The following is a 14,349-nucleotide window of genomic DNA, read 5'->3' on the forward strand; positions in this document are numbered from 1 at the left end:
ATCCTCGGGTTCGGCTGCATGCGTCTTGCCTTAAAACCGGATGGCTCAATCGATGAAGAGAGGGCAACAAAGCAGCTGCGGTACGCCATCGATCACGGAGTAAATTATGTTGATACTGCCTGGCCCTATCATATGGGACAGAGCGAGCCTTTCGTTGGTCGTGCCCTTGCCGGCGGATACCGCGAGAAAGTAAAACTCGCAACAAAACTCCCCTCCTGGCTCATCGAAAAACGGGAGGATATGGATCAATTCCTGAACGCCCAGCTCGAGAAACTCCAGACTGATCATATCGACTTTTATCTCATCCATGCCCTCGTTGGTGAACTTTGGGACTCGGTCGAGAAGCTCGGCGTTGCTGATTTCCTTGACAAAGCCAAGGCTGACGGCCGCATTAAAAATGCAGGTTTCTCCTTCCATGGAGCAGGAGAGGATTTCAGCCGGATCGTTGATGCCTACGACTGGGATTTCTGTCAGATCCAGTACAACTTCCTGGACGAGAAGAACCAGGCGGGTACAGCGGGTCTTGAATACGCTGCTTCCAAAGGACTTGGCGTTATCATCATGGAACCCCTCCGGGGAGGGAACCTCACCCGTACCGTGCCTCCTGCAGTGAGAGAGATCTGGAACGAGGCACCAACCAAAAGGACCCCGGCAGAATGGGCCTTCCGCTGGATATGGAACCATCCCGAGGTGACAGTTGTCCTCTCCGGGATGAATGACGAGGCGCATATCCGGGAGAATCTCAAGGTGGCAGGCCAGGCATATCCTCATTCGCTGACGAAAGCGGAACTGCAGCTGGTAAAAAAAGTGGAGAAGAAGTACCGCGAGCTGATGAAAGTGGCCTGTACCGGTTGCCAGTACTGTATGCCGTGCCCTTCCGGGGTAAACATCCCGTTGTGTTTCCGTTGTGTTTCGAACATTACAACAATCTGACACTGGCTGACAATCCCGACGGGGAGAAATTCATGTATGCTGCACGTCTGGGTGGCGCTGTCGCCCTCGGAACGCCCTCGTTTGCATCCCTGTGCGTACAGTGCGGGCAGTGTGCTGAAAAATGCCCCCAGCACATTGACATACCGACGGTTCTCGAATCCGTGGTGGAAGAACTCGAAGGACCGGATCTTGAGCAGAGAGTTGCCATGGCAAAGCAGATGTTCAAGCAGACATAAACAGCGACGAGCATTCCGCGAAGCGGTATGTGAGGAGTGGGCCGGGGCAGCCGCTGGCGCCGGAGCAGCGCGACAAGCCAAGGGCGTCATCCTATCAACAGAAAACTCCAGAAAACAAGGGAGGTGATGTAAGCGGAACGGGGGCGAGCCCGTGGAGACGAACATGACCGACCGATCTTCATGTCTATTGATCAGCTGAGGGAGGATCGCCGCCCCGCTCCGCACGCTTCGTGCACCTTCGGCGCACTCGCACCTGCTCCGCGGACCGGCTCAACAATGCGCTCTCCCTCCCCTCGGCGTGGTGGGGAGGGGTAGGGGCGGGGCGGTCCGGAAGACTGTAAAAGAGCGCGTCACGGTCCCGGATTGAATAAGATTCTAACTATTTGTCAGGAATCTGGTCGGGGGTATCTTCTCTTATGATTGCGGCAGCTGCCATACGCCAGAATCCCTTCGATGTGAGTGCATCCATAATCGTTTCATAATTTTTTTAAATTCATCCCCATCAATAAAGTGGGAAATTATTCCAGTACTGCAAGCAGATTATCGCCCATCTGGTTTGTTGTAGGATCTGATGTGATCAGATCCGGGCCGGGCCGGGCTCTCATCAGTTTTCGCATCTGCTTCTTGGATATCCGGATTGTTTCAGTTTCCATTTCGGAGATACTATCCGGTACTGTATGCTGCAAGGATGCAGTAGCGATATTGAATGCTGCATTCACATCTGCATGTGCCACAAAACCGCAATGAGGGCATTCGAACCGCTTGCGCATTCTGCGGCCAAATCCCCCGCACCGGCTGCACCGCTTCGATGTATATGCAGGGTTGACATACATAACCGGAATCCCCCGTTCATGTGCCTGCTTCTCCACAGATTTCTGCAGCGAAAAGAACGAGCCGTTCTCAAAGGAGAAGACAAATGGATCTGAACGATCCTTCGGATGCGAATAACGTGTAGAAAAGAGTCGTTCGAATTTGATCCCGGAACCAAGTGTTTCAGCGAAAAACACTATCTGACGACAGATAGTATGAAGTGCGGATTTGAATTTCTTTCGTTCGCGGGACTTGAATTTTTTAAGTTTCCAGAGTTTGCCTTCCCTGAATAATTTGGTACAGTTTTTTAGTGAATGGCTGTGAACATAGTGGATGTTTTTCCCCAGTTTCATTACTTTTCCGCTGTCCGGGTCGGCTGCAACGGCCACGTGGCCGGTCGTGTTCAGGTCGACACCGATCCAACGGGTTGTCAGGAGTGTGGCTGGATGAAATCTGATCACCTTTTCCCTCTTGTTAGTTCAACCGCTCTACGAAATGCCGGGAAGTTTATGCATGTCCTGGTGAAGTGTCCTCCTCTGTTAATTGAGAATAAACTTCTGATGGTGAATATAGGTTGTGGTCCTGCGACCCTGCTAAAAAATGGTTAACCATACCTATCCCGGCAGAAAATCAGTCTCTAGACCATTACCCCATACGCGATGAGCGATAGGAGGAACGCGAGGAGAAGCATTGCAAGGGAGAGTGGGGCAACAAATACGAGCATCGCGTTCACGGTACTTGCCAGCTGGGAGATCCGGTTGGAACCAAAGACGACTATATGATCGCACTGAGCTGTACTTGCCGCAGATTCTGTCGGAGCAACATCATCTGCAGCCTCTCTGACCGCTTTCATTACAAAAGGAAGGAATTCGGATACCGGAACCTTCATGCCGACAGGATTTTTTCCGGTTATGGTATTCACAACATGAGAATCGGTTGTCATCACTTCCGCGTGGTCTACCAGCGTGAGAATGCCGGCCAGCAATGTATCCCTTACTCCCTCCGCCATATTGTTGCCATCGATCAGGACATACGCGGTCCGCTGTCCGGCCACATCCACTACCAGAACCTGTATTCCCAGGTCACCGAACCCCTGTTCCCGGCTGAACGGAAGGGTCAGGTGAGATACACCGGTCCGGAACGGGTTCAGGGGCATACTGCAGCATTCATCTATTGAATCGGCAGATGCCTGCTGGTATTCCTTTGCGGTCAACGTAGCAAGAAGGACCGGTGAAGACAGGTCGGTCATGCAGTTGTGGGCATCGACCATGGCAACATGTGGGAAGAACCGGTGCCCCTCTGCCATGATTGTGGAACCGATCGCGAAATCCAGGTCCTCGGTCTTATGGGGTGACCGTGTTGTAACAAGAAGAACCGAATCCCCGAACCGCTGGCAGAGCACCTTGACGGTTCCCACCATAATACGGGCTGATTTGCTGGCACCCTCAGAATACGTGAGATCCTGTCGTGATTTGTTGATTGCATCTATTACTTTCTCGCTCTCTGATTCTGAGACAAGATTGAAGTCATGCGTGGCGCATCCGTGAGCTACCAGTGTTTCATCATCGAAGTTGTCGTGGAGGATCTTGGGGAGGTTCCCTCCGCCAATCTCACCCATGGGCCCGGGGTGCAGGTTCGGGACCGTAAAGATCACCGGCATTTTATCTTTCCTGCGGAAAAAGAAACTGACCTGCGGCACGAAGATCTCCTCGCCGATCGACCGGAAGAAGTCCTCCATCCCTTTTGACCCGTCTGTCATGTGGGCGATGAATGCATTGATGAATGCCAGTCCCCGGATTTTAAAGGCCCTCTGGAGCGGACGTTCGATCATCCAGATAAGGATTGCAAAACCCAGCCCGAAGACGATGTGGAGTACCAGGGCAAAGATTGCAAATGACGGGGAGAAGAGAAGCATACCTGCGAGGATACCAAACCCGCTCTGGGTGAGCGCGGGAACAATCATGCGAGGGACGCGATAATCAGCGATTGCGACAAGAACGAACAGGCGGAGCCCGAACATAAATCCCAGCGAGATCGCATAGAACAAAGGAATCAGTTTGAGGGAAACGGTCAGCGGTGCGAGGGTGATGATGACACCAAAGACCGTGCAGGCAAGGGCCAGCAGTGCGGACCGGTTCCATGTCATCGTTTTTCCGGTGTACTCGATGATCGGTTTGGTGAGAACCAGCGCTGCAATTGCCGGAATTGTGAATGCGATGGTGCCCGAGAAAAGGAATTTCTCGGGTAATGACAGGTAATTGCTGACTACTGCTGGAAGAATGAGTCCGACGCTGCCGGAAAATGGCAGGTTCAGCCATGCCCGGGCATTCGCCCCGTCAATGATCAGGCCAAGAAGTACGATGAGAATAAGCGATCGTTTCCAGTTGGGAGCAGTGAAGATATACCGGGTCAGCTGACCCAGTTTGACATCACTACCCTGTGCCATTATGCGAACCCTCCGAGAACCAGTTCATGACGGTCGGATTTCGAGTGGATCTCGGAAGATGAATAGGTGATCGGGCGTGAGTAAAACGGTGCATTCAGGGTAATGCTCTCGTACTCCCCACCCTCACCGGCAAGATTGATCCTTCTGGTTGTCGCAACCCGCTTCAGCCGCTGGATTAACTCATTATCGATGCGGGCACCCAGGAAACTCGCATCGAGACCCTCCGCTGCGGTAACGATAATACGAGCATCCATACGTTGTGCCACTTCCTTCAGGAGAAGTTCCGTGTCCATGTGCCAGAGGGGGGTGAAGAGTTCCATACCGAGACGATCGGTGATTGCCTTCACACGATCTGCCTGATATTGCGAAGCTACCGCCCCTGCAATTACACCTTCGACATCGAGCGCCCCAAGACCGGATTCCAGATCGGCAAGTTCCTCCTCCTTGTTTCCCTCAGTCAGGATCTCAACGTACTCCATTCCGGCAACGTCTGCGATGACCGGCACTACGTCAAGGTTGGCAGAATGGAACATATATGAGTCCCGGTTTTTTGGCCGTGCCGTAACCAGATATTCCACCGTTTTCCCGCTGTCGAGCGCTTTCTGGCAGGACAGGATCGAGTCTTTCCCTCCTGATGTGAGTGCTGCCCAGGTCATGTGTTGACACTTCCTTTCCGATGAGGATCGAGTGTTCCAAAATGCTGCCTGTACCGCGTTAACATAGTCTCCCAGTCCGGAAGATGCGTCTGGCATCCAATGTGTTCCACAACGAATGAAGCAGTCACCGTACCGATCCTGCAGCACGTGAGCGGGGGATACCCACGCACGTACGCGGAGAGGAAACCGGCACGGTATGCATCCCCGGCACCCGTGGGATCGGCAAGTGTTACCGGAACAACCGGCACGAACTCTTCCCTCCCTTTGTTATATAGCGTACTTCCGTCACTGCTCATCGTAAAGATTGCCATATCTACCTGACGGATCAGTACTTCACGCGTGATGCCCATGGTTATGCACATCTGCTTCACTTCATGCTGGTTGGCGAACAGAATATCAGTGTTTACGATAATTAACTCGAGCTGCTCCTTTGTATACCAGAACACATCCTGACCCGGATCAAAGGAAACGAATTCGCTCCGCTCCGCTACCCTGCAATTGAAGTCCGGGTCAGCAGTTGCCATGTGCACCAAAGGGAGAGATGGAGCCTCAGATGTTGCAAATGCCTTTGATGCACCCCACTCGAAGAAGGTCATCTGGTCGCCATTGTCATCGGTGAACATGAATGCAGTAGGCGTATGGGCTCCCGGAACAACAAAAAACTGCTGCTGTATTCCGAGCCGGGTCATCCACTGATCGTAATCACTCCCGGCAAAATCGCCACCTACGCAGGAGTGGAGCGTAACCTGCTCCCCCAGGGTGGCGATGCCAGCCGCGATATTGGATGCCCCCCCGCCATAATAGATCCGGCGATCTGAGATGTGCGTGGAGCAGTTCTTCTCAGGAAGGTGAGGTACCTTAGAGATATGATCAATGGCTGTATGTCCTACAATATGGATCATTGTTCCTGCACATCCACAATCTTGAGCGGTACATCGCGCAGAGCCTTACCGATCACGGATTTGGCAATCCGCCCGGCATGTTCGCTCGAATCGGCACGGAACACTTTCATCTCGAGGACCAGTCCGACCAGTCCTGTATCTGCTACAACGATCGCACTTGAAAGGGTCTCCTCACAGTACGGGCAGGTCAGAAATCCTGCTTCGACTTCTACAAATTTTGCAGCAGGGTTCAGCCGCTTTCCTGCCTCGCTGATGGCAATTCCGATTGCGTCGTCAAGCGATTTTACGTCCCGGACCAGCCAGGCAGATTCGAGGGTTACGATATAATCAGGCATGTTCTCTCCGTTTACCAGGTTTCTTTGTGCACATGTTCTCCAATCGCCATACGCTCCGTAAGTTGGCCGGATGGATGGCCCTTTCCCACTGCGAGCAGGGCAACCGGACGGATATGCTGGGGGAGATCGAGGATCTCGCGCACGAGTTCATCATCAAATGCGCCTGTCCAGCAGGAGTGGAGGTTTTTCGCATGGGCCGCAAGCATCATGTAGGTACAAGCTATGCTTGCGTCTTCGAGCGCGTAAAGGATCCCCCGTTCCCCGTATCGGGACATAGATCTGATGTAATTGGAACAGACCGCGAATATAACCGGCGCCTGCTCGAGATGCACCTGCCCAAATGCTGCTTCAGCAAGCGCAAACCGTGTATCTTCTTCCCTGACAACGATGACATCCCAGGCTTCGAGATTGCCGGCACTTGGTGCAGTACCAGCACATTTCAGGATATAATCGATGTCCTCTTCGGAAACCTGCTCGTTGTCGTAGTTACGGACCGAGGAGCGCCTTGTCAGGAACCCAAGGATATCAAAGGAGTCCATGTTCCGAGAGGACCTGCCATGCTTCCTGCGCCGGGGTTGTCGATGCACTGATTGCAGCTGCCACTTTCAGGGATGCCTGTTCCGGTTGGTTGCTTTCCATGAGGGAGATGGCGTCATTCACTGCCTGTATTGCCTTCTGGAACTCGTGCTGGCCGGTACTGTTTGCCGCAAACTGGAGTTCGCTCCGGACGGATTCCATCACCATGATGAGCATGCGGCGCCCCCCGCCCTTCTCTCCGTCTGGAAACCCGGTAAGGGCAAGACAGAGCTGGGACGTCATAATCAGTTCGGACTTTGCCCGCTCCCCGAACTGGTAACTTTTTACTGCTGTTGGAAGATCCATAGTCACCATAGTTGTTAGGGATAAAAGATAGTTATCCTTGACGGAATGGGTCTCACAATGTGATCCTGTTATAATAAAAAAGAGGTGCGATCACCTCTCACCCCTTTGCGGGCCTCAAAATATATCGGTATTTACCGGGAAGACTTTGCCTTGGCACCGAGTGCAGAGACCTTTGGTCTCTTCATGTGGCGGCGAATCATGGGGTTTGCTGTTGACTCGTTCATACCGGAGCCGCCTGATCGGTCCCCGCCCCCGCGCCTACCCCCGCGCCGTGCGCCTCCGCGCCCACCTGCGGCTTCTGCGGCCTGGTCGATCTGCTTAACATTGGCACCAGCCTTGAAGCGCTGGTTGGGACCCGGGGTTTTTGCCTCGCCTTCCTTTTTCGGGACGAGCCGTATCTGTCCTTTAACGCCTTTTACCTGTGCCCAGATGGTTGTTCCTGTCTTTCCCATAATTAAACTCCTTATGTAATTCTGCTGCCCCACTCATAAATGTTCGCGCAGGCTGGCCGAGGATATGCCGTTGTGTATCTTTTAAGTCAGGTAACCTTGGACGAGGTCGCGGCATCGATCTCTTTTTTCAGGATCTCACTTACGATCTTCCCATCAACAGATCCACGGACTTCTGCCATGACAACCCCCATGAGTGGGCCGAGTGCGGCTTTTCCTTTCTGTGCGATGAAATCAGAGCGTTCAGCGATGATCTTCCGGACAATTGTTTCCAGCTCTTCCCGGGACACGGACGGTGCTATTTTACGGAGGGCTTCCTCAAAGCTGTTCCCCGCTGCAATGCTCCGGAAGATTTCCGGGATTGCCTCCTTTGCGGCCTGCCCCTTGTCCACTGCATGCAATGTTCCAAGATAGGCAGCATCTGTGATCTTTCTTGTATCGACGCCATCCCGCCTGAGTTCTGTAATTGTGGACAGGAGGGTAAATGCAGCGAGTTTCGGTTTGATGCCTTCCTGTACCGCGCGGTCAAAGAGGGGGAGTTTCTCCGATGCCGCCAGCTGGAGGGCGTAATTTCTCTCAATGGCGAATGCCTGGACAAACCGTTCTGCCTTTGCTGTCAGCAGTTCGGGTACGGTGACCGAGGCCCACCGGGCATCGTCGATGAGTACCGGCAGCACGTCGGTCTCCGGGTACATGCGCTCAGCCCCCGGCAGCGGGCGCATATAGGCCGTGCTCCCGGTCTCGAGCATCTTGCGCGTTTCTTCAGGCACCGGTTTATCGGAAATTGCTATTTTGGCACGTAGGATAACCTGTGCAATCGCACACATAGCTTGTTTTTCATTTGCACCAGAGACGAGGATTACACAGTCATGTTCCTCTGCACTGATATGTGAACGCAGATCGGCAACTTCTTCCTCGGTAACCCCGTACGCCGGAAGTTCGTCCGTATGGAAGATGCCACCTACGCCGCATTTTTTTGCATAATCTGACATTTCACTTCCGAGGCGTCGCTCTGGTTGTATTTCCCGGCCTATGAGACCGGCAAAACCTTTCAGGGAAAGCGCACGGATCTTCTTTGCTTTTTTAAGCACTGCGGATTTGGTATTCCTGAAGAGATCTGTAACGTCTTCTCCCCCATGAGAAACGGAAGCTCCTCTCGAACGGAGCTCATCGCGTATCGCAAGAAGGTTCTGCTGCCGCTGCACCTCGCGCCTGACCACTTCGGCGATGAGGTCGAGCTCCTGAACACCTTTGATCTCGACCCGTGCGCCGTTGGCAATTGAGATGTTTACATCCTGCCGGATAGTACCAAGACCGCGTTTCACCGTGCCGGTGGACCGGAGCACCATGCCGATATATTCGGCGACTTTCTGTACGTCTTCCGGTGTGTGCAAGCACGGGGATGTGGTAATCTCGATGAGCGGAATCCCGAGCCGGTCCAGCGAGAAGACCTCATCTTTCACCCGCTGTGCCGCTTCCTCTTCGAGACAAATAGTTTCTATCTGGCCGCCGTCCGGGAGCGCACCGTTGAATGCCACAAGCGCCGTGCGCTGGAAACCGCTGGTATTCGATCCATCGATTACGAGTTTGCGCATGATGTGCACCTGAGGGACGGGGGTCATGCCGAACATCTTGCCAATTGTCAGGCAGATTGCAAGCGCTTCATCATTTATCGGGGCTGGTGGTTCCTCATCATTCTCGACAAGGCAGGTTGTGTCGTACGTATAATACTGGAATTTCCGGTGGTCCTTCATCTCTTCCAGTGCTGCGCGATCGATCCCTCCCATCTCGCTAACCGTTGCCCGGAGGTAACGGAAGAACTCCCCGTTGTGTTCCGGTATCTCCCGGAGTGTGGTGGGGCAGTGGCAGAAGAGCTTCTCTGCGGTATCGAGTTGCTGGTGGATCTCGATACCGGCTACGAGACCGAGGGTCTTATAATCCATAGGCGCTCCTCCTCGTGCATTCCCCTTTGAGATCGCTCTGCATCAGGCCTGCGGCGTTTTCCCTGTTGTTTTCGTTTGCGAGCACCCACATCAGCTTGACCAGCGCCGCTTCCGGTAGTGTATCACCAGCTTCAATGACTCCTGCGGCCAGAAGATCGCGGCCGGTATCGTAGACACGGTCGCACACCCTGCCGTGCATGCATTGGGAGGTCATGACGACCATGGTTCCCGCGTTTATGAGGCGCGCGAGAGCGGGAATGAGTGCTGTGCTGACATGCCCCAGCCCGGTTCCCGCAATAACAAGACCCTTGTACCCGTTGTACGCCTTCAGGATCTCCGGGGACATTCCCGGGTAGAACTGGACAAGAGCGCAGTGAGATTCGATTTTATTATGAAGTGCGAGCGTATGCGCATCCCGTCGTACCGCGGATTCTTCCAGCGTCACCTTACGGGAGGGGAATTCAATCTCGCCAATGGGTGAAATACCCAGGCTCCGGAAGGCGTCCCGCCGGGAAGTATGCATCTTCCTGACCCGGGTGCCCCGGTGGATGGAACAGATATCATCGCTGGTGGTTGCATGCATTACAACGGCGACCTCGCCAAGTTCGCTTGTTGCTGCAGCAGCAGCACAGATCGCGTTCATTGCGTTATCGCTCGATGGCCTGTCCGCCGAACGCTGGGAACCCGTGAATATGATTGGTACCGGGGTGTCGATCATGAAACTGAGAGCGGCGGCACTGTATGCCATGGTATCTGTCCCGTGGGTCACAATGATGCCCCGTGCACCGCCACGGATCTCATCATACACGGCACGGGCGAGATCCTGCCATATCGTCGGGGTCATATTCTCGGAAAGGATTGTCGCGAGGGGGATGGTCCGGTAATTGGCAATTTCCGCCAGTTCGGGAATGGCGATCAGGATATCGTTTGCATTGAACTGGCTGGTGACCGAACCGGTCCGGTAATCAATCCTGCTTGCAATGGTCCCTCCGGTAGAGACGATTGACAGGTTGGGGAGCTTACTGTTCTGCTTAACTTCGAGATTCTTACCAGGAACTGGCTCCGGGTGTCCGATAACCGAACAGGATCTTGGGGCAACACCAATGTTGTAGCCGGAATCCATCTTGAGTACAGCCATGCCGTCCCGTTCGGTGATGTAAACGCCTTTCCTGATCTTCCCGCCATGGTTGCACTGGACGAGATCCCCGGAAACAAATCGTGTCGTTATGCTACCAGCCTCCGCGCTTCTGCTATGAGATGCTCTTTTGCCTTTGCAAGTTTTGCCTGCTTTTTGCGAGTGAGTTCCGCATCGTGGTGATGCTGTTTCCTGCGCTCACCCAGCGCAGCAATAACTGCCTCAGGTGCCGGACCGCCGGGAGCCTTCCGGAGTTCAAGAGAGTACCTGACCTCGAGCATCCTGTCGATATCCTTCTGCGTCAGGCCTTTTCCTGCAAGCGAGATTCCCCCGCCGACTTCCCCTGCTGCTTTCTCAAGCGTGGCAAGGGAGAGATCCCCTTTCTGGACTGCCCTGCCAACAATGTTGTGAGCGGTACGGAAGGGAATCCCACAGGACCTCACAAGGGAATCGGCAAGTTCGGTTGCCGTTGAGAATCCCTTGCCTGCCTCCTCGCTCATCCGTTTTGTATCGAACGATGCGCTGGCGAGCATGTCGGCAAGCAACCGCAGGCTCTCACCGGCATCATCCATCCCGCGCCAGATGTTGGGCGTGAGTTCCTGGAGATCGCGATTGTAACTCATCGGCAGACCCTTGACCGTTACCAACGCCCCGCTGAATGCCCCAAAGACCGATCCGGATTTTGCCCGCATAATCTCGGCGGTATCCGGGTTCTTCTTCTGGGGCATGATCGATGATGTAGAGCAGAACGCATCATCAAAGATCACGAACTTCACAAACGAGGTGCTCCAGAAGATCAATTCCTCGCAGAGCCTGCTCGCGTTGGCCATCATGATCGTGAGGTCTGCAAGGGTTTCAAGGGCGAAGTCCCGGGTTGCCACTGCATCCATAGTATTGGTGACAAGGCCATCGAAACCCAGAAGCGTGGCGGTGAATTCGCGGTCTATGGGATAGCCGGTGGAAGCGAACGCGGCTGCACCAAGCGGGGACTGGTTGACCCGGGCATATGCCTCCTTCAACCGGTCAAAATCACGGGAAAATGCCTGTTCATACGCAAGGAGGTGGTGGGCGAGGGTTGTCGGCTGGGCGTGCTGCAGGTGAGTGAACCCGGGCATTGTGCTTTCCGTATGGTTCTCTGAGAGGGTAAGGAGCACTTCCCGGACTTTGAGCAGTGCGGTCATCTGCGCAATCAGATCTTCGCGCAGCCGGATCCGGATGCAGGTTACAACCTCATCGTTCCGTGACCGCCCCATGTGCATCCGGCCTCCGGCCTCAACACCAAGAGATTCGATCAGAAGCGACTCGATCCCGGCATGCACATCCTCGAACCGGTCATCGAATACCTCTTCTGGTATTCCTTTGTCATGGAGCCTGAGCAATGCAGGGAGGAGCTGACGTGTTGTAGCACGATCGTTGATCTTCTGCCTGTCGAGCATCAGCACATGGGCGATATCAACAAGGATATCCGCGCCGGCTATGTACCGGTCTGCACGCATCGATGAGAGGAAGTGCATCATGTCCCCGGACCTCTCACCGGAAAGGCGCCCCAGCCTTACAACATCGTTTCGCATCCGTTTCACCATCCGGTTTTATCGTTTATCTATTGGCTGTCAATTGATTAAAACAACGCCTTGCGTGCGGCCGGTTCTATCGTCTGCCGGACCGAATTGCGCGGGATAATCGCGGCCACCGGAACATGCACCGGTTGTTCGATAGCACTCGATACAATCGGTGCACAGATAATGGCAATCGCCCCCTCCCGCCCGGCCCTGTCAGCAGCAACCATAGCATCCTTCATCGTATGCACGGGATATTCCCTGGCCCGTATACGGTGACCATCAATCTCCACCATCCGCTCCACTACGTGTTTGAGTACAGGCCGGGCAGCGATCAATCTGATGAAGTCCTCGGATACAACGTGGTAGAGCTGGTGCATGGCCCTGATGATCGAATGCATTGTCTGGAGACAAGATGACCGTTCCCCGTGATAAATCTTATAGAGTGAACTCTGGGCGATCCCGCTCTTCTCCGAAATTTCCCTCAATCTGATACGGTGATCATACCCGTGGAGTTCATTTAAGGAAGCGACGAATTCCTCGTCCGAGATGAGAGCGACGCGCGTGAGCCGGTCTATGGGGTCAGCCTGCATCATATTGCAGATACAAACAGATCGAATAAAGAAAATTATTTCCTTTTTGTCCTTAATCAATTGGATCTTAAAAGATGATTGTGGACACTAATGTTACAATAGTTATCCAATTGTAAAAATTATTCGTAAAAATTGGACAGAACGGCAGTAAAAACATCCAAAGAGTACATTATTTATTATTGTCAAGGCAACATTTCCTACATGAACTCTATGAAGATTACGGTAATTGCGCTCTTCGTCATGGCACTCTTATTGTTCTCTGCCGGTTGCACCCAGCCTGCGGCGACACCGGCAAGCACAACAACTACAGGTCCGGCATCAGCATTGGCATCTTCGGGAACCGTAGAAATCCTCTACACGCAGGGTGTTGGTCCGATGCCCGGCCTCCTCGCTACCAACCAGGTTGACGGGTACATTGCCTGGCAGCCTGTTGTTGAGGCCGGTGTGGAGAGCGGGATCGGGCAGGTTGCTTCCTATTCAAAGGATCTCCCTCCTGCAGGGAAGTGGAGCGATCACCCCCAGAACGTGTTCGTTGTCCGCCAGGATTTCTATGACAACAATCCCGATTTCGTAAATGCGTTCAGTGCACTCAACCTCGCATCGAGCCAGTATATCACCGACCACCCCCAGGAATCTTCGGCGATTGTCGCAGACTGGCTTGCAGGCAAGCAGAATTTCACCTACGGCAACGTAAGTGTCTCATCTGTCACTGCTGTCAACAATTCTCTTCCGACAATCAAATTCACCAATGAACCTTCAGATGCATGGAAGAGCAGTATGAACGATTTCATCCAGGCACAGATCGATCTCGGCTCTGTCAACGGTTACTTAAAGAACGGTTCAGCCGGGGACAAGGAATCGCTGCTCTACAACTTCACCCCGTACCAGAATGCACAGGCAATTATTGCAACAAAGACGGTAACGACACCGCCCGCAGTAAAAGAGCCTGTCACTGTCGGTTACCTGATGGCAGTGGATCACTCGGCGCTCTTTGTCGCGGTCAAGAACTACCAGTACTTCAACGACACGTACGGCATCGCGCTCAAACCCGAGGACCCGACCAAGGCCAAACCGGATGTCGCAGACTTCATCGTAAACGGCCAGAAAGTTGCTGAAGTGCACCTCGTATCTGCATCAGCGGGCCCGGCCCTCATGCAGCTTGCAGCAACCAACGGGATCCAGATGTCCTATGTTGGTGCACCACCGGCAATCGCTGCAATCGACCAGGGTATACCGATCAGGATCACCTACCCGATTGATAACCTCGGAACAGGCCTCGTCGTGACAAAGGGAGCACCTGTGCAGGACTGGCAGAGCTTTGCAGCATGGGCAAAGCAGCGATCGGACGCCGGCAAACCACTCGTCATCGCTGCACCCGGCAAAGGCTCTATCCAGGACGTCATGCTCCGCTCGTCCCTGCAGGAAAGCGGGTTTACAACAACCGAAGTAAAAATTTAATCAGGATAACGGGAC

13 protein-coding genes and 1 pseudogene are annotated in these 14,349 nt (G+C 53.7%); 2 read left to right on the forward strand and 12 right to left on the reverse strand.

Annotated features, from left to right (window positions below):
• Positions 1-1,169 (forward strand): annotated as a pseudogene (locus tag ABSE13_RS03235) (aldo/keto reductase); the annotation flags it as partial.
• Positions 1,170-1,687: 518 nt separating this feature from the next.
• Here the strand turns inward: ABSE13_RS03235 and ABSE13_RS03240 are convergent.
• The 12 genes from ABSE13_RS03240 to ABSE13_RS03295 all read right to left on the reverse strand — a co-directional run bounded on the left by ABSE13_RS03240 (position 1,688) and on the right by ABSE13_RS03295 (position 12,879).
• Positions 1,688-2,440 (reverse strand): zinc ribbon domain-containing protein, encoded by a 753-nt coding sequence (locus tag ABSE13_RS03240; protein ID WP_424027056.1) that lies wholly within the window; start codon positions 2,438-2,440, stop codon positions 1,688-1,690.
• 176 nt (positions 2,441-2,616) lie between these two features.
• Entirely contained in the window at positions 2,617-4,425 is a 1,809-nt protein-coding gene (locus tag ABSE13_RS03245) for a DUF2070 family protein (RefSeq protein ID WP_424027057.1), read from the reverse strand.
• Entirely contained in the window at positions 4,425-5,081 is a 657-nt protein-coding gene (locus ABSE13_RS03250) for a diphthine--ammonia ligase (protein WP_424027058.1), read from the reverse strand. Before ABSE13_RS03250 ends, ABSE13_RS03245 begins: the two co-directional genes overlap by 1 nt.
• Complete coding sequence (locus ABSE13_RS03255; RefSeq protein WP_424027059.1) at positions 5,078-5,983, reverse strand: carbohydrate kinase family protein; 906 nt, start codon at positions 5,981-5,983, stop codon at positions 5,078-5,080. The genes ABSE13_RS03250 and ABSE13_RS03255 overlap by 4 nt, the downstream gene beginning before the upstream one ends.
• The gene (locus ABSE13_RS03260) at positions 5,980-6,318 is read right to left on the reverse strand and encodes a DUF555 domain-containing protein (RefSeq protein ID WP_424027060.1); all 339 of its coding nucleotides are present in this window, start codon (positions 6,316-6,318) and stop codon (positions 5,980-5,982) included. Before ABSE13_RS03260 ends, ABSE13_RS03255 begins: the two co-directional genes overlap by 4 nt.
• Positions 6,319-6,329: 11 nt before the next feature.
• Positions 6,330-6,857, reverse strand: a complete 528-nt coding sequence (locus ABSE13_RS03265) for a nitroreductase family protein (RefSeq protein WP_424027061.1) — start codon at positions 6,855-6,857, stop codon at positions 6,330-6,332.
• Positions 6,844-7,200, reverse strand: coding sequence for a hypothetical protein (locus tag ABSE13_RS03270; protein ID WP_424027062.1), 357 nt, complete (start codon positions 7,198-7,200; stop codon positions 6,844-6,846). The genes ABSE13_RS03265 and ABSE13_RS03270 overlap by 14 nt, the downstream gene beginning before the upstream one ends.
• 131 nt (positions 7,201-7,331) lie before the next feature.
• Positions 7,332-7,652, reverse strand: coding sequence for a DUF5350 domain-containing protein (locus tag ABSE13_RS03275; protein WP_424027063.1), 321 nt, complete (start codon positions 7,650-7,652; stop codon positions 7,332-7,334).
• A gap of 86 nt (positions 7,653-7,738) precedes the next feature.
• Positions 7,739-9,592: a Glu-tRNA(Gln) amidotransferase subunit GatE gene (gene gatE, locus ABSE13_RS03280; protein WP_424027064.1), complete on the reverse strand. Its 1,854-nt coding sequence runs from the start codon at positions 9,590-9,592 to the stop codon at positions 7,739-7,741.
• Positions 9,582-10,820: a Glu-tRNA(Gln) amidotransferase subunit GatD gene (gatD, locus tag ABSE13_RS03285; RefSeq protein ID WP_424027245.1), complete on the reverse strand. Its 1,239-nt coding sequence runs from the start codon at positions 10,818-10,820 to the stop codon at positions 9,582-9,584. Before gatD ends, gatE begins: the two co-directional genes overlap by 11 nt.
• On the reverse strand, positions 10,817-12,298 hold the full coding sequence (gene argH, locus ABSE13_RS03290) for an argininosuccinate lyase (RefSeq protein WP_424027065.1): 1,482 nt from the start codon (positions 12,296-12,298) through the stop codon (positions 10,817-10,819). The genes gatD and argH overlap by 4 nt, the downstream gene beginning before the upstream one ends.
• A gap of 47 nt (positions 12,299-12,345) precedes the next feature.
• On the reverse strand, positions 12,346-12,879 hold the full coding sequence (locus ABSE13_RS03295) for a helix-turn-helix domain-containing protein (protein WP_424027066.1): 534 nt from the start codon (positions 12,877-12,879) through the stop codon (positions 12,346-12,348).
• 198 nt (positions 12,880-13,077) lie between these two features.
• On the opposite strand from ABSE13_RS03295, the gene ABSE13_RS03300 reads away from it, so the two are divergent.
• Positions 13,078-14,334, forward strand: coding sequence for an ABC transporter substrate-binding protein (locus ABSE13_RS03300; RefSeq protein WP_424027067.1), 1,257 nt, complete (start codon positions 13,078-13,080; stop codon positions 14,332-14,334).
• The last annotated feature ends 15 nt before the right edge of the window (positions 14,335-14,349 follow it).

Origin of the sequence: Methanoregula sp. (genome assembly GCF_049518935.1) — an archaeon.
Classification (GTDB): Archaea; Halobacteriota; Methanomicrobia; order Methanomicrobiales; family Methanospirillaceae; genus Methanoregula.

What these genes read in the sequence shown, in the direction of transcription:
- ABSE13_RS03245 (WP_424027057.1), bottom strand. Translation starts at nt 4,425, where the DNA reads ATGGCACAGGGTAGTGATGTCAAACTGGGTCAGCTGACCCGGTATATC.
- ABSE13_RS03250 (WP_424027058.1), bottom strand. Translation starts at nt 5,081, where the DNA reads ATGACCTGGGCAGCACTCACATCAGGAGGGAAAGACTCGATCCTGTCC.
- ABSE13_RS03255 (WP_424027059.1), bottom strand. Translation starts at nt 5,983, where the DNA reads ATGATCCATATTGTAGGACATACAGCCATTGATCATATCTCTAAGGTA.
- ABSE13_RS03260 (WP_424027060.1), bottom strand. Translation starts at nt 6,318, where the DNA reads ATGCCTGATTATATCGTAACCCTCGAATCTGCCTGGCTGGTCCGGGAC.
- ABSE13_RS03265 (WP_424027061.1), bottom strand. Translation starts at nt 6,857, where the DNA reads ATGGACTCCTTTGATATCCTTGGGTTCCTGACAAGGCGCTCCTCGGTC.
- ABSE13_RS03270 (WP_424027062.1), bottom strand. Translation starts at nt 7,200, where the DNA reads ATGGATCTTCCAACAGCAGTAAAAAGTTACCAGTTCGGGGAGCGGGCA.
- ABSE13_RS03275 (WP_424027063.1), bottom strand. Translation starts at nt 7,652, where the DNA reads ATGGGAAAGACAGGAACAACCATCTGGGCACAGGTAAAAGGCGTTAAA.
- gatE (WP_424027064.1), bottom strand. Translation starts at nt 9,592, where the DNA reads ATGGATTATAAGACCCTCGGTCTCGTAGCCGGTATCGAGATCCACCAG.
- argH (WP_424027065.1), bottom strand. Translation starts at nt 12,298, where the DNA reads ATGCGAAACGATGTTGTAAGGCTGGGGCGCCTTTCCGGTGAGAGGTCC.
- ABSE13_RS03295 (WP_424027066.1), bottom strand. Translation starts at nt 12,879, where the DNA reads ATGATGCAGGCTGACCCCATAGACCGGCTCACGCGCGTCGCTCTCATC.
- ABSE13_RS03300 (WP_424027067.1), top strand. Translation starts at nt 13,078, where the DNA reads ATGAACTCTATGAAGATTACGGTAATTGCGCTCTTCGTCATGGCACTC.